This window comes from Micromonospora sp. NPDC049359 (assembly GCF_044466585.1).
Lineage (GTDB): Bacteria > Actinomycetota > Actinomycetes > Mycobacteriales > Micromonosporaceae > Micromonospora.
Window position 1 is genome coordinate 254,149 of record NZ_JBITMW010000006.1, and the last position, 20,528, is coordinate 274,676.

Genomic DNA, 20,528 nt, shown 5'->3' on the forward strand with positions numbered 1-20,528 from the left:
TCCGGTCTCCTCCTCATCCGAGGAACAACTGTCGGCGGGCCGCGGAGGCTTCGAACGCCTCCAGGCGGCGCTGGGTGTCGGCCGGCGCGGCGTCGCAGATCGCCTGCAACAGGACCATCGCCAGGGTCATCGGGGCGGTGTGCAGGTCGAAGACGAGTTGGGCGCCGACGGCGGCCGGCAGCACCACGTCGGCGTGTTCGGTGGCCGGGCTGACCGGCGAGTCGGTGATCGCCACGACGGTCAGCCCGGCGGCACGCGCGTCGCGCAGGGCGTCCAGGGTTTCCCGGGGGTAGCGGGGCAGCACGAAGGCGAGCACGGCGGACGCCCCGGCCTCGGCGGCCTGCTCCAGCCGGTCGGTGAGCAGGCTGCCGCCGTCGTTGAGCACCCGCACGTCCGGGTGGACCTTCGCGGCGAAGTAGGCGAAGTACGCGGCCAGCGGCGCGGCGGCCCGCAGGCCCAGCACCGGCAGCGGCCGGCTGGACGCGAGCAGCCGCCCGGTCTCGGCGATCCGGCCGGTGTCGGCGAGCTGTCCGGCCAACCGGTCCAGGTTGCCCATCTCGGCGCGTACCGCCTGCTGGAGCTCGTTGGCGGTGTCCGCCGGGCCGCCGGTCGTGCTGGCGGTGAGGTCGCGCAGGCGGCGGCGCAGCGCCGGATAGCCGTCGTGGCCGAGCGCGACGGCGAATCGGGTGACCGAGGGCTGGCTGACCCCGGCCAGCTCGGCGACCTCCGCGGCGGAGAGGTACGCGACGGTCGGCGCGTGCTGCACGAGACAGTGCGCGATCCGGCGCTGGGTGGGGGTGAGCCGTACCCCGTCGAACAGGTCGAGGACCTGCTCGGCCGTCGCTCCTTCATTCACATCGTGACTGTATGCATGAAAACTTTCAATAGGCAAGGGCGCCGCACCCTGCCGCTCCGCCGGCGGGCGGCACGCTGAGATGGCGACACCTCTGTAGGATCCACGGCGGTTGAGCTAAGGAGTGGCATGCAGCCGGAGAGCCCCTACAGGTACACGCACATGCTGGGCGCGTGCCAGGTTGGTAAGGCCTGGGCCGCAGTGGACGGGCAGGGTCAGTTCGCCACCGTGGCGGTGCTGGACGGCGTGGCCGCGTCCGACGAGCGCTGGCGGGTGGCCTTCGGCAACGCGGCCAACGCGCTGGCGCAGGCCGTCGGCGGTCACCGCTACGCGGACGCCGACCTGTCCGCCGCCCACCCGTGGGTGGCCTACCGGGCCGAGGAGGGGCACGCGCCGCAGCGGCTCTTCCAGAGCCTCGGCATGGACTACCAGCCCGTGCCCGACCTGCCGGTCTCCGCCCCGCCCACGTCGGCCCCGCCTGCCTCCTCCCCGCCCGTCTCCGCGCCGCCGGTGTCCGGTGTGCCGCAGCAGGCCAGCGGACCGCCGAGCCCGGTCTCCGGCGCTCCGGAACTCCTGGCGTACCCGCCGCAGCTGCCGTGGGCGGTGCACGCCAACCCGGTCTCCGGGCAGCCGGTGTCCGCGTCCCCGCAACCGGTGTCGGCAGCGCCGGCCTCCCCCGCGCCGACGCCGGCAAAGGCCGCGCCGCAGTCCCCGGCGTACGCCTCCAACGCCGCACCGATCCCGTCGTTCGATCCGCTCTCGTCCTCGGGCGGACGGCGGATCGCGCCGGTGGCGCGCCCGCCGCGGAGTCGGACCGGCCTGTGGGTCGGTGCCCTCGTCCTGACCGCGGTGGTGGCCGCCGGCGCCGGGCTCCTCGGTGGCGGTGCCCTCGGTGGTGACACGAAGCCCGAGACGCAGCCTGCGGCCAGCCCTCCGGTCCCGCTGTTCGAGAAGACCCAGTACGCCCTCAACAAGGCGAAGTTCGACCCCGATCTGGTGCCGCTCGCCGAGCCCTGGCTCGCCCGGATGGGCGACTGCGCCTCGGACCGGGAGGCCGGCGGTCCGAAGCTGCCGAAGGACGAGAAGCGGCATGTCTTCTGTCGGTACGGCAACGTGTTCGTCCACTTCGCACTTTTCGAGTCCACGACGACGAAGGACGCCGCACGCGCCTACCGTGAGCAGCTCGCCTTCCTCGCCGGCACCCTCTCACCGGGGATCAGGCAGGGCGCGCGGACCACGGGTGGCTCCAGCGGAGCAACCGGCAGCTACGTCGAGTACGCCGGCGACCCCGGGAACGGGCCGGTCATGTGCGGCATCTGGTGGGACCGGGACGACCGGCTGGGCGCGGTGTACTTCGAGACCCCGTGTGAGGCCGGGATCGCCGGCAACTGGGACGCGTTGCGCGATCTGTGGCATCGGAACAGCTGACCGCCGTTCACCAGAACTCGTAGATGAGGAACGTGGCCTCCGGATAGCGGACCGTGGCCCGCAGCTTCAGGCACGACTCGTTGATCTCGGTGCCCGTCACGAGGTACTTGACGCGATGCTGGCGGAGGAAGGGGCCGCACGGCTCGGTGTTGACCCGGAAGTGGTCCGGCGCCGTGAGGGTGAAGGTAGTCGTCGACATGACGGCGGGGTTCCGGTCGAAGGTGAACCAGACGTGCGCGTAGCGGTTGACGATGTACTCCTGCTGGCCCTGCTGGTCGGCGGTCCGCCACAACGTCAGCTGCGGGTACGCGTAGACACCGGACAGTGACCGGGCGCCGTTCATGGTGGGGAAGTTTTGGACGATGCCCACCTCCGCCGTCCACACGGCATCCGGATCCTCGGCGGCGATGGCCCGGATGGATCGGGACAGCGGCGTCTGGGTCAACGTGGCGGTGCCCCGGTAGAGCGGATGGATGAAGGCCGTCATGGCCACCGAGAACGCCAGGAGAACCGATGTCGCCCAGACGAAGCGGCGGCGCAGTGCCAGATGGACGACCAACGGCACGGGGACGAGGGACAGGACGAAGCCGCCGAGGCCCAGGAAGCCGGGGGATGTCTGCGCCACGTGCAGGCTGAGTAACGCCTGGACGAGCAGGAGCGCGAGTGTGTAACCGATGATGACGGTGCGCCCCGGCAGAGTCGACCGCTGGTCGCGGAGCCGCCGGACGAACAGCACCAGCCCGATGAAGTTGAGCAGGCCGATGCCGATGAGCAATCGCGTGTGCGGCACCCGGTCCAGATACAGCAGCCTGCCGAAGAAGTCGAGATGGGGTACGAACAGCCGGACGAGTGCTCCGAGGAATGCGAGGTTGACGAGCAGCAGCGGCCAGTCGACGACGCGTCTGGCGCGGTACGACTGGTACAGCAGATAGAGGCACGGCACGCACAGGTACGGGAGCATGAGCAGGAAGTTGGAGTTCTCGCTCTGGTTGGTCAGCCCCTTGTCCGGAATGCTGTATTGCGCCGCTGATCTGCCCGACTCCAGGCCGAAGCTGGTGTGTCCAGAGAGCAGGTGGGCCAGGTCGAAGCCGCCGCTTCGGGTGAGCCGTTGCCCCGGGTAGGCGGTGTGCAGCACCGCGTTGATGGCGTCCAGCCGGGTGCCGACGAAGAGCCCGACCAGGAGGCCGGCGACGAGGAGCGCTGCCGCCACGAAGGCCAGCGGCCGCAGCATGGGACTTCGTGGCACGGTGTACCGCTCGATGAGATGGCCCACGCAGAACGCGGCAAGCGCCAGGGCACAGGGAATCTGGAAGGGCGGATAGAGGACCAGCGCGAAACACGTGAGCAGGTACGCCAGTAACGCCGCCCAGGCGACGGTGGCGAGCAGGCGGGTCGACCGCAGCAGAAGGACGAAGACCGTCGCGATGAACAGTGCGTAGTACAGCGGCCCGAGGGTGATGTACTGGTACCACCAGTGCACGAACGGGCTGAAGAAGAGTGTCGACGAGAGACCGGCGGCTAGCCAGTGCTGGCCCGGCATCAGCACCAGGACGAAGAAGTAGGCGCTCAGGATGAGCAGCACCGCCATCAGCCACCACTTGAACGCGAAGGCGTAGTCGAGCGGAAGAACCAGGAACGCGAGGTTGTGCGGCTTGAAAGCCGCCGACCAGTCCCGGTACGGCACGTCCACGACCAGGGAGACGTCCGCGCCCTGACCCATGTTCGGGTTTATCCGGGGGTAGCCGGCGGCGTCCTGGGCGATGGTCAGCTGGGTGTTGACGGCCCACTCGTCCGATCGGATCGGCTGCGGTGCGTTGAGCAGCAGGTTCGCGTCCGGTTGCGAGCCGTACAGCATCGACTGGTAGACGCCCATCGACGACCCGCTGATTTGCAGGACGGTCAGCAACGTCAACAGGACGGTGAGCAGGGCCGGAAAGAACCAGATGCCGCGGACGAAGCTCCGGCCGAGCCGCGCGACCCGGTCGCGGCTGCCGGACGGGACCGCCCAGGTGTCCCGAGCGTCGGCGGTGGTCACTGCCAACGCGCCCCCTTCAGGTCGTCGCCCGCTGGCCCGGCGCGTTCACCGGCTGGGCCGCGCTGTCGTTCACGACCGGCACCGGCGAACCGACCAGCCGCGCCGCCTGCCGATGCCGGCGTGGTGCCGGCGGCAGTCCCGTCAGGAACTCCGGGAACATGCCGAAGAACGTCCGGGCGCTGCGCAGTTCCAGGGTGTGCGCCCGGGACCAGCGGAACGAGTTCGTCGCCCGGCCCCAGTGGTGTGTCCACCGCACGTCGCCGAGCAGCGCCACAGGGAGCCCGTTGCGCCAGGCGCGCAGACCGAGCTCATGGTCCTCGTAGTAGAGGAAGAACCTCTCGTTCCAGCCGCCCAGGTCGATGAAGTCGGTGGTCCGTGCGGCGACCGCGGCACCCATGACCCAGGCCACCCAGACCGCCGTGCCCGGTTCGGCCGTCATCCGGTACGAGGCGTGCAGCCGGGACAACGGCCACAGTTTCCGGTTGCCCAGCTTGGCGGTGGCGTAGGGAAAGCCACGGCCGTTGGGCTGAACGACGCCGTCCGAGGAGAGCAGTTGCGGCGCGGCCAGGCCGCCGTGCGCGTCGAGGTGCCGCCGCAGCACCTCGAAGCCCTCGGTCGAAGTGATCTCGAGGTCAGGGTTGGCGAACAGGACGTACTCGCCCGCCGCTTGGCGCAGACCGATGTTGTTGGCGCGGGAGAAGCCGACGTTCTCCGGCAGGCGGATGACCTGGGCGCCCATCTCCTGGGCTACGCCGGCCGAATCGTCGGAGGAGCAGTTGTCGACGACGATCCACTCGTACGGCCGGGCATCGCCGCGCCAGCACGCGCGCAGCGTCTCCGCCGAGTTGTAGGTGACCGTCACGACACTCCAGCGACGTCCTGTCATCACGCTCTCCGAACTGTCAAGTAGCTGAACAGGGCGGCGAAACCGAACCGGTCGCCCTGCCACTGGCGTCGGGCGCGCAGCCCTCCACGCAGGCCCTCGCCCATTCCCCGCAGGAAGGGCCGCAGCAGGCCCTGTCGTGCCCGGCGTACGGCCAGCGCGAGGTGCGCCAGGGCCAGCACGGGTGTCGCGACGATCATCAACGGCCAGGTGAAGGTGCGCGCCGCGACGATGAGCCGGTTGCGGGCGAGCAGGAAGGCGCGGAACGCCTGGAGCTTGTGGTCGCCCTCGACGCTGTGGCCTCCGGCGTGCGGCAGCACCAGCTCCGACCGACGTGTGCGCACGCCGGACGCGTAGAGACGGAAGGCGAGGTCGGCGTCCTCACCCCAGGCGAACAGCTGCTCGTGGAAGCCGCCGAACCGACGGAACAGCTCGGTAGGGAAGACGGCCGCGCCACCCGACGGACCCAACGGCCCCCGTACCGCGGATGCCGGGCGATCGATGAACAGCGAGATCGGGTTCAGGTCGATGCCGACGTACTCGCCGCCGTGCATCGCCAGACCGACCGCGATCGGCAGCGCGGGCGTCTCGGCCATGGCGGCGCAGATCCGCTTCAGCGCGTCCTCGGGCAGCCAGACGTCCGGATTCAGCAGGAGGACGTGGCTCGTGGCCGTCTGCGCCACCGCCCGATTGCAACCGGTCGCGAAGCCTGGGTTCGAGGCGTCGGGCAGGTAGTCGTAGCGGTCGTCGTCCAGGCAGTCGGCGATGACCTTCCGGCAGCCGTCCTCCGGCGAGTTGTCCGCGAAGAGGAACCGCACCGGGAGACGGTCGGCACTGCGTACCCAGGTCGGCAGCGTGTCGGCGAGCATGCCGGCGGACCGGTAGAGCACCGTGACGACGGTCAGCGTTTCCATGTCGGCATCACCACCTTGGGCCAGGCCGGCATCGCCAGCCTGGACGGGTTGCTGACCAGGTAGAACGCCACGATGCCGGGCACGAGAGAGAGCCAGAACGGCTGGATGACCGGGTAGAACTCGTAGATGCCGAAGGTGGCGTAGTAGATGAGGAAGGCGCGTCCGATGTGGTGCGCCGGGCTGTTGGTGTCGCTGAGCCGACGCTCGGCGAAGCCGACGACGAGCCCGGTTAGGGCCAGCACGAGTCCTGCGCCGACCGGCCCGAAGTCCATCAACGGCACCGCCACGAAGGTCGCGGTGTTCATGTAGAACGGTTGACTGAGCCCACCGGTGATCTTGTAGAGGTCGACCGGTCCGAGGAGTCGCTCGCCCACCGAGCCGGTGAAGGTCAGCGAGTAACGACCCCATGCCGGGTCGTACTCCTCCCGGTGTTCCCAGAGCCGTCCGAACGTCTCCACCGACGAACTCAGCGACAGGTCCAGAGATCCGACGCTCGTGTAGATCGGGTTGCCGCCGTACTGGGCCCGAAACTGGTCCTCGAAGGTGCCGGTGCCGGCCAGGGTGCGTTGCCCGCCGAGGTAGACCGCGCCGCCCACCACGCCGAGGCCGACCAGGACCACCACCAGAGCAGCGACCTGCCGCTGACGGGCACTCATCCCGCCCGACTCGCGCCGGGTGGAGAGCGCGGCGACAAGTGCCGGCACGATTCCGACCAGGACCGAGTTCTTGCTGGCGCCCAGAGCCGCCCCGAACGTGAAGACCACGACCAGGAGCAGGTAGCGCCAGCGGGCCTCGCTCCTGCCGTTGAGCGCCCGAAGCAGTGAGATCGCCATACCGAGCGTCCACGCCTCCGCGAGCAGACCCACCACGATGTTCGACCGGAGGCCCAGTTCGGCTCGGGCGACGTCCGGGTTCTCGGCGAAGAGTGGAGGCACCTCACCGCCGAACTTCAGCGCGCCTCCGATGATCGCGATGAGCAGCACGACCAGCAGGAAGCCGGTCAGGCGGCGGTCGGCAGGCCACTGCAGTGTCGGCCGGGTCGACCGGTTCGCGCGGCCGAACGAAGGGCTGGCGAGCCGGTCCTGCCCCGCTGGTTGGATCCACCACAGTGGCGGCCCCGCCGGCGGCTCCACGGCGGCGGCCGGCCGGCCCCGCTCGGCCAGCCGCCGACCGGCGTACCAGGCGGCGAGGAAACAGGCGACGAAGACCCCGAGCACCGGGATGACGGCGCGGCCCGCCGGGGAGTCGTACGGCCCCGGGACCGTGATCACCGCGAGGAAGACGAGCGCCCACGCGGCGGAACAGACCGCGAGCCACATGGCCGACCGCACCGCGATGACCGCGACGGCGGCGAACGCCGCCACCACCCCGGCTGCCGGGTTGACCAAAAAGAGCGGTACGACGACGGCGACCGCGGCCGCCCAGAGCCCGACGGTCAGGTACTTCTGAATGATCATTTTGCGTTCCTCGTGAGGAGTGACCGGTACAGGCTCTGCCACCGCTGGACGCACCTGTCGAAGGCGTACTCCTTCGCGTACCAGTCCGCGACGGCGCTCCGCTGCTCCGCAGTCGTCGCTCCGACGGCATGGCGGATCGCGGCGGCTATCGACGAGGGTGTGAGATCGCTCTGGAACGCCAGCGTTCCGGCCGCGTGTCGGGTGACCTCGGCCAAACCTCCCGCGCCCGAGTGGACCACCGGTACGCCCAGGGACATCGCCTCGAGAGCGCTCAGGCCGAAGGCTTCGACCCGGGACGGTACGACGAGGCAGTCGATCTGGCGGAGGAAGTCGGCGGCATCGACCCGGCCGACGAGTTCCAGGTTCGGTCGGGGAGCGAGCGCCAGCGCTCCGCTGCCGGCGACCTGGAAGGTGGCGTCCGCCATGAGCGACGCCACGTCGGGTATCAGGTCGACGCCCTTCTCGGGCTCCACCCGGCCCAGGTAGCCCACCACGAGCGGACGGGTTCCCTCCGGCATCCGTGGCGGTGCAGACGCCGGCCAGGTCGCCGGGAGGGGGTTGGGGATGAGGTGGACGTCCTGGACCTGGCCACGGTTGCGCAGCTCGTCAGCCTCGAACTCTGAGACGGCCACGCTCGCGTGCGGACGCAGACGACGCATGACGAGGTCGAGGGTGATGTTGGATTGGATGCTGGCCTTGCGCTTCAGCGAGGGTGCCGTGTCGCGGAACTGCCACAGGCTGGTGTGCATGGTGACCACCAGAGGCGTACCGCGGCGCTCGGTGGCCAGCGCCGCCCGGCAGTGCATCGCCGCGGACAGCAGGTGGGCACAGACCACGTCGGGCTTGACCTCGTCGACGAGACGCCGAAGCGCCCGGGCGTACCCCAGGTCGACCCGACTGGTCGCGCTGATGTCGACCCACGGAACTCCGGATTCCCGCAGGGAGGCGCCCACCTCGTCGTCGGAGGTGGCGGCGATGACGTCGACTCCGGTCCGCGCGTGCGCGGGGATGATCTCCGTCAGGATCCGTTCGGCGCCGCCGAACTGACGCCGGCCGGAGCCGCCGGTGGTGCAGACGAACAACACCTTCATCGGGAACGTAGTCCTTCGACAGCGCCCCGGGCGATGGCTCGGCGCACCGGATTCGGCCCGACGGCCGCCCGCAGCAGCACCCCCACCACGAAGGCGGCGCTGGCGACCCGACCCCGCCGGCCGGCCATCTGCCGGGTGGCCCGGATGAACTCGCGCGTCCGTCGCTGGGAGATCTCCTCCTCGGTCCAGCGCCGCTTGGCGGTGGCGTCGTCCTCGTGCATGATCACCGCGTCGGGCCGGTACGCCAGGCGCAGGCCCCGCTGCCGCACCGCCCAGCAGAGGCGCATGTCCTCGCCGTAGAAGAAGGACGTCTCGTCGACGCCGCCGATCGCGTCGAGGGTGCTTCGCCGCAGAGCCACGAACGGCCCGGTCAGCCAGTCGGCCTTCGCGGGCTCCGCGATGATCCGCAGGTTCGGCAGGACGAAGCTCAGGCCGGTGGCGTGCGCGAGCCCGACGGGCACGCTCAGAAAGCGACCGCCCTCCGTCTGCGCGACGCCCGACGGGGTGACGACACCCGGGAAGGCCGCACCCACGGCTGGATCGTCCAACGCCTCCAGCAGGCGCTCGACGGCGCCCTCGTGCACGATGATGTCGTTGTTCGACAGGATGACGTTCGTCCTGGTGGTGTGCCGGACGCCCAGGTTCATCCCTCTCGCGTAGCCGAGGTTGCTGCCGGATTGCACGTAGCGGACGCCCTTTTGCGCGCAGAACTCGCTCAGCGCCTGTCGGATACCCTCGGAGCTTCCGTTGTCGACGACGACGATCTCCGCCTCGCGGGGCAGAGACAGCACGCAGGCACGTGTGCGGTCGTAGTCTTCCCAGGCGAGGACCACAATGGAGACATCCAACTCAAACCGTCCCAGGACTTCGCGGCCGCGACCGGCGCAGGCTCGCACGAGAGATGAAGGCGTGCACGCCGTAGGCGAGCGATGAGGCGAGCGCGGCTCCCACCACGCCACCCCAGGGGATGACCCCGAAGTAGGCGGTGATCGCGACGGCCAGCGTGCTGACCGCCGCGACCGTCGTCGCCTTCTCGCCACGCTTCTTCAACAGCAGGGAACTCCAGGTCTTGCCGGCCGCGGCGGCCAGCGTCCCCGGCAGGAGGCAGAGCCCCAGGATCCAGGCGTACCGGTACTCCGGCCGCAGGAAACCCAACACGGCCAGCGCGGCCACGGCCGCCAAGGCCACCGGGACCGCCGCCCGGACAACGGGGCCGGCCCGGTGTGTCGTCGCGTCGACGTCCCGCTCGGCGAGGATCCGCTGGGCGCGCACCACCGCACCGGCCTGTGCGAACTCCAACGCCGCGACGGCCAGGGCGTACACGCCGAGCGGACCGGCACCGACGAACCTGGCCACCAGGATCTGGTTGAACCGCAGCGTCATCATCTGCGCGAAGATTCCGGTGTGCAGGTTGCCGACCGCGCGCAGGTCGGAGCGGTAGTCCAGAGCGTCAGCCGTCGGTGCCGGCGCGGGGCCGACGCGCCGGACCATCCCCAGCACCAGGACGCACACGGCGAGCGCGCCGACCCACTGGACCGCGAGCCAGACCATGCTCCACAGGTCGCCGTCGAGGCGCCCGGCGGCGTAGAGCGCGAGGTAACCGCCGACCAGGACCGCCCCGCTTGCCGCCCGCATCGAGTAGACGACAAGGAAGCCCTTCTGTCGCAACGCGATCGACGAGACCGTGTTGAACACGGTCAGAGCCGCGGCGGAGCCCACGCCGATCAGGTAGCTGCCGATTCCGCCCAGAGCCGTCAGCAGCGCGGCGGCGACAGCGGAGAGAAGCACCGAGATGACGAGCATCGCGAGGACCCAAACGCGGCCACGGGAGAGGACCCACCCGGCCGGACGGGACAGCAGGAAGGTGTCCAGCGACAGCCCGCCGACGGCCGCGCCCAACGTTGCGCTCACCATGTTGGCGGAGAGTTCGCCGCGCTCGGCGGCGGGTAGCGCCACCGACACGACCGCCGCCAGGCCCGTGAGCCCCAGTGCCGCGATGTAGAGGCGCTCCGGTGCGAACAGCCGCCGGAGCAAGCCGGGTGCGGGTACGTTGGGGGAGCGTTCCGGGTCGGGGTCGTTCGGCGACGACCGCTCGGCGTGAAACGACGAAACGCTTTTCACTCGTCTCCCCAGAACGGTGTGCCGCGCAGGCGGGTACGACGAGGTCCACGCCGCTGGCATTGTCTACCCGAACGGTTCGGCACCCGCAACCGCCGTACCGGCGTCGACCGGAGACCCTCCGGCGTCAGGCTCGGCAGATCACCTACCGCCGCCACGGAACACCTCCGCGACCGTCCGCAGCACCACCTTGACGTCCAACCAGAGCGACCAGTTCTCGATGTAGTAGTTGTCGAACCGCGCCCGGTCAGAGATCGGCGTGTCTCCGCGCAGGCCACTGACCTGCGCGAGTCCGGTGAGGCCCACGGGGACGCGGTGGCGTGCCGCGTACGTCGGGTACTCGGCGGAGAACTTCTCGACGAAGTGCGGCCGCTCGGGCCGGGGACCCACCACGCTCATGTCGCCGCGCAGGATGTTCCACAGCTGCGGCAGTTCGTCGAGCGAGGTTCGGCGCATGAACCGACCGATCGGCCCGACCCGCTGGTCGTGGGCGATCGACCAGTTGGTCTGCGACTCCTGCTCGTCCACCGGTCGCATGGACCGAAACTTGATGACCTTGAACGGCTTGCCGTACCGGCCGATCCGCTCCTGGTGGAAGAAGATCCCCGGGCCGCCGTCGACGAACGTGGCGATGGTGCAGAGCAGCAGCAGCGGGCTCAACAGGAGCAGGGCGACCGCGGCGAACAGTATGTCCGATGCGCGCTTGATCGCCCAGCGGGGACCAGTGAGGGAGATGTCCGCGATCTTGACGATCGGGAACGCGCCGATGTGGTCCGGATAGCCGCTGTGCGATCGCGATCCCCACAGGCGCGGCACCGCCCAGAGGTCACAACGGGAACTACGGGGACGCAACAGCGTCTCCATGAGCGTGGACTCCGGACAGTCCGGGTCGGCGATGACCAGCACCTCGCACTCCAACAACCGGACGAGGTGATCGAGGTCCGAGAGCGTGCCACTCAACGGAAGCACCCCGCTGCCCGCACGCGACGGCGCGTCGACGCAGCCGACGAACCGCAGACCGTACTGCGGGTAGCGGCGCAGCAGCCGAGCGAGCTCGACACCGATCGGCCCGCCGCCGACGATTATCGCGTTGTGCTCGATCCAACGACGGCTGCGCGACAGGACGATGAACGCCCGGCTGGTCGCGCGCCCGAGGATAACGAGCCCCGCCGACAGCGCGACGCCCCGCATGAAGCCGCCCACGTACGCCACCGAGGAGTGGCGCTCCGCCGCGATGATCGCCACCACGGCCGCGGAGGCCAGTAGCCGCCCGCACAGGCCGGGCAGCTCGTCGAGGATGCTCACGTGCCGCCGGGGTCGGTAGAGGCCGCCGGCGGCGAAGAAGGCCACCGTCAGGACGGCGTTGGCGAGCGTCCCGCGCCAATAGGTGTGGCTCAGCAACAGCGGTGCGACGAGCGCCACGGCATCCACCGGCGCCGTCATCATCCACGCGCGCGCCCATCGGATGCGCGACGACGTCCGGGACCGGGCGTAGGGCAGCACAGCGGTGGTGCTCGACCCGGTTGCCTCCGGCTCGCGGGTGTGCGGGACTGGCGGGGCGCCGAAGAGCCGGGCGCCGTCGCCCGGCAACTCGAGCGGCCCCTCGGCGACCGGCGGCGTTGGCGTACGGCTTGTCGCCGGTTGGCCTGACACTGTGGACCTCCCCCGTGAACGCCCCAGTCACTTCCCACGACCAGAACGGCGACCGAAATCTACGATCGGTCGGGACGCGCCACCATGGTCGGCAGATGAACGTCGATGTCCTACTGTGCCGAGGACAGGATCTCCGGCACGTTGTCGCTGCGCACCGCCCCGAAGACCCTTGCGGCCTTCTCCTTGTCGGCCAGCACCACGCTCTCGCTGCCGATCATGCCGGTGCCCTTCGTGGGACAGGTCAGGAACGTCAGGTTGCCGCTGCGCAGATCGCGCAGCTCGGATGCCAGGTCGAGCAGGTTCAGCGACTTGTCCACCGCCACCGCGTCCGCCGTGGCCTTGACGAACGAGTTGAGCTTGGCCGGGTTGGCCAGCGTCCCGCCGGATGCCGCCTTGTCCAGGATCGCCTTGATGACCTGCTGCTGGTGCCGGATCCGGGCGAAGTCGCCGTCGGCGAAGGCGTGGCGTTCTCGTGCGTAGTCGAGCGCCGCGGCACCGTCCATCCGCTGCCGGCCCGCCTTGAACGTACGGCTGCCGTTGAGCGCGTAGAGCGTCGTGAAGCCCTTCTCCACGTCCACGTCGATGCCGCCGAGGGCGTCCACGATCTCCTTGAAGCCACCGAAGTCGACCATCGTCACGTGATCGACCCGTACGCCTGTGAACTTCTCCACCGTCTGCACCATCAGCGGAACGCCACCCCAGGCGAACGAGGCGTTGATCTTCGCGTCGCGGCCGCCCCGCCCCTGCGCCGACTTCGGGATGCTCACCCACGTGTCGCGAGGAATGGAGATGAGCTGCGCGCTGGACCGGTCCTTCGGAAGGTGGGCCAGGATGATCGTGTCGGTGCGGGAGCCGTCGTCGCTCTCCGGGTCACGCGAGTCGCTGCCGAGGATCATGATGTTCATGGCGCCCTTGGCCTTCTCGGCCACCTGGGGACGCTCGGCCTCGGGCACACCGTCGAACGCGTCGACCCGTTCGATCCCGTTGTTGATCGATCGGTAGTAGAGGCCTCCGGCGACCGCGCCGCCACCGACGACAAGCGCCAGAACCACGAGCGTGATCAGGGCGATCTTCTTCCACCTGCGACGCTTCGGACGCGCCTCTTCCGTCGGCTCAGTCGGCTCGGTGGGTGACTGCGCCGCGATCTGCTGAGTCTCGGGTTCCGCGTACTCCTGGCGATACTGCATGGGCGCGATGCTACTGATTTCACGTTCCAGCCATGTACCCCCAATGGTGCCTATCCGGGTCCGTTTGGCGACTGAAAGTTTTTTCTCGACAGGCAGTGGCCCAACCTGGTGCGAAGCAGCCGTGGACGCAACGAAGCTCCGACGGGCCATCGCCTGCGAGAGCCCCTCCGACCACCGGCATCCCGGCGACGGCATCGGCATGTCATGGTTACCGGGTGCGGCTGACCTCGATCCACACGTACCCCGTCAAGGGTTGTCACCGGCTCGACCACGACGGCGCGTTCGTGCAGCCGTGGGGCCTGGCCGGCGACCGACGCTGGATGGTGGTGGACGCCGACGGCGTCGGCGTCACCCAGCGGGACACGACCCGCCTGGTCGGCCTGCGGGCCAGCGTGCGCCCCGGCGGCCTGGTGTTGCGCGCCGACGGCAGGCCCGACCTCGACGTGCCGGAACCGGCCGGCGGCGAGCCGGTGCGGGTGCGGACCTTCCGCAGCCGGACGACCTCCGTCCCCGCGCTGCACGCCGGCCCGGCCGCTGACGCCTGGCTCGGCGCGCTCCTCGGCCGTCCCGTCCGGCTGGTCTGGATGGCCAGTCCGACGCGACACCTGCCCGCCGCCGGGCGCGAATACGACACCGGCGACCAGGTCAGCTTCGCCGATGCCTACCCGCTGCTGCTGACCAGCACCGGCTCCCTCGACGCCCTCAACGGCTGGCTCGCCGACGCGGGGGAGGAGCCGGTGCCGATGACCCGATTCCGGCCCAACCTGGTCGTCGACGGAGCGCCGGCCTGGGCCGAGGACGGGTGGGCGGGCCGGTCGCTGCGCGTCGGCGACGTGCGGCTGCGCGCCGCCGGGCCGTGCGACCGCTGCGTGGTCACCACCACCGACCAGGAGACCGGGGTACGCGCCAAGGAGCCCCTACGCACCCTCGGCCGCCACCGCAACATCCGCCAGAAGCTCCTGTTCGGACTGAACGTGGTGCCCGTCGACAGTGGACCGATACGGATCGGCGACCCGCTCGTCGTCGAACCCTGACCGGCCAGCGGCGGGCTCGTCACCGTCCGTCGATGCTCTCTTAGCTTTCGCTTAGCCGCCTTGTCCGGCCGTACGCCGTTCCGGCAGCATCGCGACGTGACCGACGGAAGCGCTCCCGGCGGCGTCGAGGATCCCGCCCTCGCCGTCAAGGACGTCGACATCGACCTCGACCTGGACCGCGTTCCGGACGACCGGCCCGCGTCCTCGTCCGGCCCGATGCCCTGGCTGGTCGCCACCGGCGTCACCGTGCTCGCGGCGGCCCTCGGACTCACCCTGACCCTGCGGTCCGGCTCCACCCCGGCCTGCGCCGCCGGGCGGACCCTCGCCGCCGCGCCACCCACCGGCACCGCCACCCACAGCGGCAAGGCCACCTTCTACGACTCCAAGGGCGCCGGCGGCAACTGCTCGAACCCGGCCGCGCCGGCCAACCGGCTCTACGTCGCCCTCGGCCCCACCGAGTACGCCGCAGGCGCCGCCTGCGGCGGTTTCCTCGACGTCACCGGCCCGAAGGGCGCCGTCCGGGTCCTGATCATGGACCAGTGCCCGGAGTGCGAGCCCGGACACCTCGACCTGTCCCGGGAGGCGTTCGCCCGGATCGCCGACCCGGTCCAGGGGCTCGTCCAGGTCACCTACCGCGCGGCCGTCAACCCGCCGCTGCCCGGCCCGCTGACCTTCCGCATCAAGGAGGGCGCGTCGCAGTTCTGGTTCGCCGTCCGGATCGGCAACCACGGCAACCCGCTGCGCGCCGTCGAGGTGCGCCAGGGCACCAGCGGCCCGTGGCGGGCAACCGCCCGGCAGGACTACAACTACTGGCTGCTGGCCTCCGGCGCGGGCCCCGGCCCGTACAGCGTGCGGGTCAGCGACGTGTACGGACACCGGGTCACCGTGTCCGGCATCCGCATGACGCCGGGCCAGGTGCAGACGAGCGTGGTGCGAATGTACGAGCGCGGCGTCGTCGCCGCGACCACGCGTCCGCCTACGACGACCCGTCCGCCGGTCGCCCGACCCAACGGCACGCCGACACCGGCCCGCCGCGCCGACAAGGTGGCCGTGGCGAACGCGCCGGCCACCCCGGCCGCCGACGGGCCCTCCACGCGACCCGCCGGGGCGACCGCCCGCTGGTGCGGCTGAGCCCTGCGCGGCGCTCCGGTCCCTCAGTCGGTCGGGGTCAGGTCCAGCCACATGAGGATCTCGTCCCGGTCGTCGCCCGGCGCCACCCGCAGCGCGCCCGGCAGTCGGCCGATCTCCCGGTATCCGAGGCGGCGGTAGAACCCGTCCAACCCCAACCCGTCGCGCACCGTCACGTGCAGCGCCTCGTGGCCCATCTCGCGGCCCAGCCGCGCGGCCTCGCGCATCAGCGCCGACCCGCAGCCCGTGCCCTGCTGGTCCGGGTGGACCATCACCCGTTTCAGCACACACCAGTGCGCCTTGAGCCCGAACCGGTTGTCGCGGAAGACCAGCACCGCGACGGGCCGGTCACCGTCGTATCCGACCAGGAGCCGGTCCGGCCCGTCGGCGACGCCCGCGAACGTCGGGTCGGCGATCGTACGGACGTCGGTGGCGGTCACCGGTGGCACGAAACCCACCGCGCCGCCGGCGTTGCTGACGTCCACCCAGAGGGCGACGATCTCGGCGCGCAGCCGAGGGGTCAGCTCGGGATCCAGGACGAAGCGCAGAGTCACGGCGCCCATCCTGACCGGTCGACCGGGCTCGTGGCCCACCACCGTGACGCGGTCGACAACCGATCTGTTGTGGGGCCGACGGGATTCGAACCCGCACTGGTGCGGACCTAAACCGCATGCCTCCTGCCGTTGGGCTACGGCCCCTTGAAACTGAACTCCACCGGCGTCCACGGCCATTCTGGTCGACGAGGTAGTCGTCGGCCTATCCGAAAACCCGTTGGAGTAACCGCCTCAGGATCGTAGACCACCTCGGGCGCGATGGGTGCAGCCCGTCGTTGCCCAGCGTAGGTGGAGGTCTGGCTGTGGCAGTTCGGGCATAGCAGCCGCAGGTTGCAGGGCCGGTTGTCGAGGAAGTCGCCGTTGATGTGATCGACGTGCAGTGTCAGTGGTCGTCCCTGCCATGACGATCCTGTCCCGCACATCTCGCAGGTCTCGGGAAGGCCGATTGTCGCCAGGGCGCGCTTGAGGCGGAACCCAGGGATCCGGCGAGAGCCATCGGGTAGTACGACCATCAGCTCGACGGGGGACAGCCGCCGCCACCGCACGCCTCGGTTGTGCGCCTGGCCCGTGAAGTGCGACGTGTCGATGCCGAACTTCTTCAACTGGCGGCTGATGTGCGCGTGCGAGCCGCCGCTGACGCGTACGCCGAGCATCCGCATCACCTCGGTGATGTTGCGGGCGGCGGCGGCCGCCTCGGCGAGCAGCTCCGGTGTGTATTTGTATCGGACCATTGACGCACGGTAGCGGTCCGGTGGGACAGTCTCAGTCGAGCCCGAGGTCGCGGCGGAGCTTGGCGACGTGCCCGGTGGCCTTGACGTTGTAGAGCGCCCGCTCGATCTTGCCGTCGCCGTCGATGACGAACGTGGAGCGGATCACGCCGGTGACGGTCTTGCCGTACAGCTGCTTCTCGCCGTACGCGCCGTACGCGGTGAGCACCGCCTTGTCCGCGTCGGACACCAGCGGGAACGTGATCGCGTCGCGGTCGCGGAACTTGGCCAGCTTCGCCGGCTTGTCGGGGGATACGCCGACCACCTCGTAGCCGGCCGCCTGGAGCGAGGCGAGCGAGTCGCGGAAGTCGCAGGCCTGCTTGGTGCAGCCGGGGGTCATCGCGGCCGGGTAGGCGTACAGGACCACTTTGCGGCCGCGCAGGTCGGCCAGGGAGAGCTGGTCGCCGGTGTCGGTGGGCAGGGTCCACTCGGGCGCGGGGTCACCGGGGGAGAGACGATCGGGCGCGGTCATGGCCCTGACCCTACCGCCGGGCGTGCGCGCCCCGCGTCGCCGGCGCGCGCCGGCTCGTGTTCCTGGAAAGCGCGGTGTCCCCGAGCCGCGGACACCGCGACATCAGGGAAACCGGGGTCGACCGAAGTGATCAAGACCATGCGTTGTTGCCAGAGTCTGGCAACAACAAGTCGTAGGAAATAGGCTGACCCCCGCCGGGTCCGGACGGGTCCGCTGACGCGTGGGAGGTCGCGTGGAAACACTGGCGATGCACATCTCGAACGGGATCATCGACGGTCCCGTGGCGGCGATCTTCGCTGCGCTCGCGCTCGTCGCGCTCACCTACTGCGTCCTGCGTGGCCGGCGGGACCTGGACGACCGGCTCGCCCCGATGGCCGGCCTGGTGGCGGCGTTCATCTTCGCCGTGCAGATGCTCAACTTTCCGATCTTCACGGCGGGCGTGAGTGGTCACCTGCTCGGTGGCGCGCTCGCCGCGATGCTGGTCGGCCCGTGGGTCGGTGCGCTCTGCGTGGCCGTGGTCCTCGTCGTACAGGCCCTGATCTTCGGTGACGGTGGGGTGGCGATGCTCGGCCTCAACATCACCAACATGGCGCTGCTCGGCACCGCCGCCGCGTACCTGTTGATCTCGGTCCTGCTGCGGGTGCTGCCCCGCACGCGGGCGGGCCTGGCGGTGACCGCGTTCGTCGCGGCCCTGGTCAGCGTGGTGGTCGCGTCCCAGGGCTTCGTCGTGGAGTACTGGCTGGGCGGCACCACCGACCTGGGCAACAACCTGGCCGGTCTGGCCGGCACGATGGCCGGCGTCCACGTGCTGATCGGCATCGGCGAGGGCCTGATCACCGCGACGACCGTGCTCACCGTCGCGAAGGTCCGCCCCGACCTGGTGTACGCGCTGCGTTCCCTGCGTACCCCGACCACCACCCCCGCCGTCCCGGTCACCGGAGGTGTCCGATGAAGAACCGTTCCTGGGCCTTTCTGGCCGGTGGCCTGCTGGTCGCCCTGCTGCTCGCCGGCGTGGTGAGCAACTACGCCTCGTCGCACCCGGACGGGCTGGACTCCTCCCTGCTCAAGGGCTGCACCGTCGACGCCGACGACAACATCGTCGGTGGCAGCTGCCCGGCGCAGCAGGCCAGGGACCACGAGTTGGGCGACAGCCCGCTGGCCGACTACGGCGTACGGGGGGTGGAGAACAGCTTCCTCTCGACCGGTCTCTCCGGGGTGCTCGGCGTGTTAGTGACCTTCGCGATCGGCCTCGGCGGCTTCTGGCTGCTGCGCCGCCGGGACACCGCGCCGGCCACGGGCGACGGGGGCACGTCCGCCGAGGGCGCGGCGGTCGCCGTTGGGCACGGCCGCACCGGCACGAGCGACTGAGCAGGGGGTACGCGATGGGCGCCGGTCACGGGCACGTGCTGTACCGCGAGTCGGCCTCGCCGGTGCACCGGCTCCCACCCGAGGTCAAGATCGTGGCGATGGTGGTCTTCACGATCGCCGTGGTGGCCACTCCGCGCGAGGCGTTCTGGGCCTTCGGGGCGTACGCCCTGTTGGTGGCGCTGGTGGCGGCGCTGGCCCGGGTGGGGCCGCGCTGGCTGCTCAGCCGCGCGTTGATCGAGGTGCCGTTCGTGCTGTTCGCGGTCGCGCTGCCGTTCCTCGGTGCGGGCGAGCGGGTCGAGGTGCTGGGTCTGCGGCTGTCCGAGGACGGCCTGCACGGCGCGTGGAACATCCTGGCCAAGGGCACCCTCGGCGTCCTCGCCTCGCTGCTGCTGGCCGCGACCACCACCACCCGCGACCTGATCGTCGGGCTGGACCGGTTGCACTGCCCGCAGATCCTCACCCAGATCGCCACGTTCATGCTGCGCTACCTCGACGTGTTGGTCGGCGAGGCGCGGCGGATGCGGGTGGCGCGCATCTCGCGGGGCGACGACCCGCGCTTCCTGTGGCAGTTGCGTGGCTTCGCCGCCGGCATCGGCGCGCTGTTCCTGCGCGCTTTCGAACGCGGTGAGCGGGTCTACCTGGCGATGCTGTCGCGGGGCTACACCGGGCGGATGCCCGCCGTGTGGCAGGGCGACGGCGCGGCGACCGCCGGTCAGTGGCTGGTCGCGGCGACCGTGCCGGTGGTGGCGGCCTCCATCGCCGCGACCGCCGTCGTGCTGACATGATCGGAGTCGTGCAGACCGCCCTCTCGCTGGACGTTCGTGGTGTTCGGTACGCGTACCCGGACGGGCACGTGGCGCTGCACGGCGTGGACCTGGCGGTGCCGCGCGGCGACCGGGTGGCGCTGCTCGGTCCCAACGGCGCCGGCAAGACCACGCTGGTGCTGCACCTCAACGGCATCCTCACGCCCACCGAGGGCAGCGTGAGCGTCGGCGGGCTGACGGTCACTCCGGACCGGGCGACGCTGGCCGAGGTACGCCGCCGGGTGGGCATCGTCTTTCAGGACCCGGACGACCAACTCTTCCTGCCCACGGTGGCGGAGGATGTGGCGTTCGGGCCCGCCAACCTGGGGTTGCGCGGGGCGGAGTTGGCGGCCCGGGTCGACGAGGCGCTGGCCGCCGTGGGGATGAGCGAGCACCGCGCCCGAGCCCCGCAGCACCTCTCGTTCGGGCAGCGCCGACGGGTGGCGGTGGCGACCGTGCTGGCCATGCACCCGGAGATCCTGGTGCTGGACGAGCCGTCGTCGAACCTGGACCCGGCGGCCCGCCGTGAGCTGGCCGAGATCCTGCGGGGCCTGCCGGTGACCCTGCTGATGGTCACCCACGACCTGCCGTACGCGGCGGAGCTGTGCGAGCGCTCGGTGATCCTGGACGGCGGCCGGATCGCGGCGGACGCCCCAACCCGCACGCTGCTCGGTGACGCCCCCCTACTGGCGAAGCACCGCCTGGAGCTCCCGTACGGCTTCACCCCACACCTCTGACCCCCGCACCCCGGTCCCGCGATCTTGCACTTGCTGTCCCGACAGA

At 70.6% G+C, this 20,528-nt stretch carries 20 protein-coding genes and 1 tRNA gene; 7 read left to right on the top strand and 14 right to left on the bottom strand.

The genetic code is table 11. The annotated features are described in order from the left end of the window. Positions 1-13: 13 nt before the first annotated feature. Entirely contained in the window at positions 14-856 is an 843-nt protein-coding gene (locus tag ACIBTX_RS16620) for a MurR/RpiR family transcriptional regulator (RefSeq protein WP_357173055.1), read from the bottom strand. 126 nt (positions 857-982) lie between these two features. On the opposite strand from ACIBTX_RS16620, the gene ACIBTX_RS16625 reads away from it, so the two are divergent. Then, a complete protein-coding gene (locus tag ACIBTX_RS16625) occupies positions 983-2,281 on the top strand; it encodes a hypothetical protein (protein WP_357127652.1) in 1,299 nt (432 codons plus the stop codon). 7 nt (positions 2,282-2,288) lie between these two features. Here ACIBTX_RS16625 and ACIBTX_RS16630 read toward each other — a convergent pair whose 3' ends face one another. The 9 genes from ACIBTX_RS16630 to ACIBTX_RS16670 all read right to left on the bottom strand — a co-directional run bounded on the left by ACIBTX_RS16630 (position 2,289) and on the right by ACIBTX_RS16670 (position 13,619). Beyond that, entirely contained in the window at positions 2,289-4,322 is a 2,034-nt protein-coding gene (locus tag ACIBTX_RS16630; RefSeq protein ID WP_357127649.1) for a hypothetical protein, read from the bottom strand. A 10-nt stretch (positions 4,323-4,332) separates the two neighbouring features. Further along, on the bottom strand, positions 4,333-5,202 hold the full coding sequence (locus ACIBTX_RS16635) for a glycosyltransferase family 2 protein (protein WP_357127646.1): 870 nt from the start codon (positions 5,200-5,202) through the stop codon (positions 4,333-4,335). Then, complete coding sequence (locus ACIBTX_RS16640; protein WP_357127643.1) at positions 5,202-6,113, bottom strand: glycosyltransferase; 912 nt, start codon at positions 6,111-6,113, stop codon at positions 5,202-5,204. Before ACIBTX_RS16640 ends, ACIBTX_RS16635 begins: the two co-directional genes overlap by 1 nt. Then, a complete protein-coding gene (locus tag ACIBTX_RS16645) occupies positions 6,101-7,570 on the bottom strand; it encodes a hypothetical protein (RefSeq protein ID WP_357127640.1) in 1,470 nt (489 codons plus the stop codon). The genes ACIBTX_RS16640 and ACIBTX_RS16645 overlap by 13 nt, the downstream gene beginning before the upstream one ends. After that, entirely contained in the window at positions 7,567-8,661 is a 1,095-nt protein-coding gene (locus ACIBTX_RS16650; protein WP_357173058.1) for a glycosyltransferase family 4 protein, read from the bottom strand. Before ACIBTX_RS16650 ends, ACIBTX_RS16645 begins: the two co-directional genes overlap by 4 nt. Further along, positions 8,658-9,557, bottom strand: coding sequence for a glycosyltransferase (locus ACIBTX_RS16655; protein WP_396832681.1), 900 nt, complete (start codon positions 9,555-9,557; stop codon positions 8,658-8,660). The genes ACIBTX_RS16650 and ACIBTX_RS16655 overlap by 4 nt, the downstream gene beginning before the upstream one ends. Continuing rightward, positions 9,511-10,782: a hypothetical protein gene (locus tag ACIBTX_RS16660; RefSeq protein ID WP_357127634.1), complete on the bottom strand. Its 1,272-nt coding sequence runs from the start codon at positions 10,780-10,782 to the stop codon at positions 9,511-9,513. The genes ACIBTX_RS16655 and ACIBTX_RS16660 overlap by 47 nt, the downstream gene beginning before the upstream one ends. A 138-nt stretch (positions 10,783-10,920) precedes the next feature. Continuing rightward, positions 10,921-12,225, bottom strand: a complete 1,305-nt coding sequence (locus tag ACIBTX_RS16665; RefSeq protein ID WP_357128029.1) for a sugar transferase — start codon at positions 12,223-12,225, stop codon at positions 10,921-10,923. A gap of 317 nt (positions 12,226-12,542) precedes the next feature. Next, positions 12,543-13,619, bottom strand: a complete 1,077-nt coding sequence (locus tag ACIBTX_RS16670) for an LCP family protein (RefSeq protein WP_357173064.1) — start codon at positions 13,617-13,619, stop codon at positions 12,543-12,545. Positions 13,620-13,834: 215 nt separating this feature from the next. On the opposite strand from ACIBTX_RS16670, the gene ACIBTX_RS16675 reads away from it, so the two are divergent. Both ACIBTX_RS16675 and ACIBTX_RS16680 read left to right on the top strand, forming a co-directional pair. Then, positions 13,835-14,653: an MOSC domain-containing protein gene (locus tag ACIBTX_RS16675; RefSeq protein WP_357173067.1), complete on the top strand. Its 819-nt coding sequence runs from the start codon at positions 13,835-13,837 to the stop codon at positions 14,651-14,653. 96 nt (positions 14,654-14,749) lie between these two features. Beyond that, positions 14,750-15,784, top strand: coding sequence for an expansin EXLX1 family cellulose-binding protein (locus ACIBTX_RS16680; RefSeq protein WP_357127625.1), 1,035 nt, complete (start codon positions 14,750-14,752; stop codon positions 15,782-15,784). Positions 15,785-15,807: 23 nt separating this feature from the next. Here the strand turns inward: ACIBTX_RS16680 and ACIBTX_RS16685 are convergent, their stop codons facing one another. From ACIBTX_RS16685 to bcp, 4 genes are all read right to left on the bottom strand, one after another. Further along, positions 15,808-16,344, bottom strand: a complete 537-nt coding sequence (locus ACIBTX_RS16685; protein ID WP_396832682.1) for a GNAT family N-acetyltransferase — start codon at positions 16,342-16,344, stop codon at positions 15,808-15,810. Positions 16,345-16,405: 61 nt separating this feature from the next. Continuing rightward, positions 16,406-16,479: transfer RNA gene (locus ACIBTX_RS16690), tRNA-Leu, on the bottom strand. Then, positions 16,470-17,066 carry an HNH endonuclease signature motif containing protein gene (locus ACIBTX_RS16695; protein ID WP_357127619.1) on the bottom strand — a complete coding sequence of 199 codons (597 nt, stop codon included), beginning with the start codon at positions 17,064-17,066 and terminating at the stop codon, positions 16,470-16,472. The genes ACIBTX_RS16690 and ACIBTX_RS16695 overlap by 10 nt, the downstream gene beginning before the upstream one ends. A gap of 31 nt (positions 17,067-17,097) precedes the next feature. Continuing rightward, a complete protein-coding gene (bcp, locus tag ACIBTX_RS16700; RefSeq protein WP_357173073.1) occupies positions 17,098-17,574 on the bottom strand; it encodes a thioredoxin-dependent thiol peroxidase in 477 nt (158 codons plus the stop codon). A 232-nt stretch (positions 17,575-17,806) separates the two neighbouring features. Here bcp and ACIBTX_RS16705 point away from each other — a divergent pair, with 232 nt between their 5' ends. Genes ACIBTX_RS16705 through ACIBTX_RS16720 form a run of 4 tightly spaced genes read left to right on the top strand, consistent with a single transcriptional unit; the run spans position 17,807 to position 20,482 of the window. Beyond that, positions 17,807-18,526 carry an energy-coupling factor ABC transporter permease gene (locus ACIBTX_RS16705; protein ID WP_357127613.1) on the top strand — a complete coding sequence of 240 codons (720 nt, stop codon included), beginning with the start codon at positions 17,807-17,809 and terminating at the stop codon, positions 18,524-18,526. Continuing rightward, positions 18,523-18,942, top strand: coding sequence for a PDGLE domain-containing protein (locus tag ACIBTX_RS16710; RefSeq protein ID WP_357127610.1), 420 nt, complete (start codon positions 18,523-18,525; stop codon positions 18,940-18,942). The genes ACIBTX_RS16705 and ACIBTX_RS16710 overlap by 4 nt, the downstream gene beginning before the upstream one ends. A 14-nt stretch (positions 18,943-18,956) precedes the next feature. Next, on the top strand, positions 18,957-19,727 hold the full coding sequence (gene cbiQ, locus ACIBTX_RS16715; RefSeq protein ID WP_357127607.1) for a cobalt ECF transporter T component CbiQ: 771 nt from the start codon (positions 18,957-18,959) through the stop codon (positions 19,725-19,727). Further along, complete coding sequence (locus ACIBTX_RS16720; RefSeq protein ID WP_357127605.1) at positions 19,724-20,482, top strand: ABC transporter ATP-binding protein; 759 nt, start codon at positions 19,724-19,726, stop codon at positions 20,480-20,482. Before cbiQ ends, ACIBTX_RS16720 begins: the two co-directional genes overlap by 4 nt. Positions 20,483-20,528: the final 46 nt, after the last annotated feature.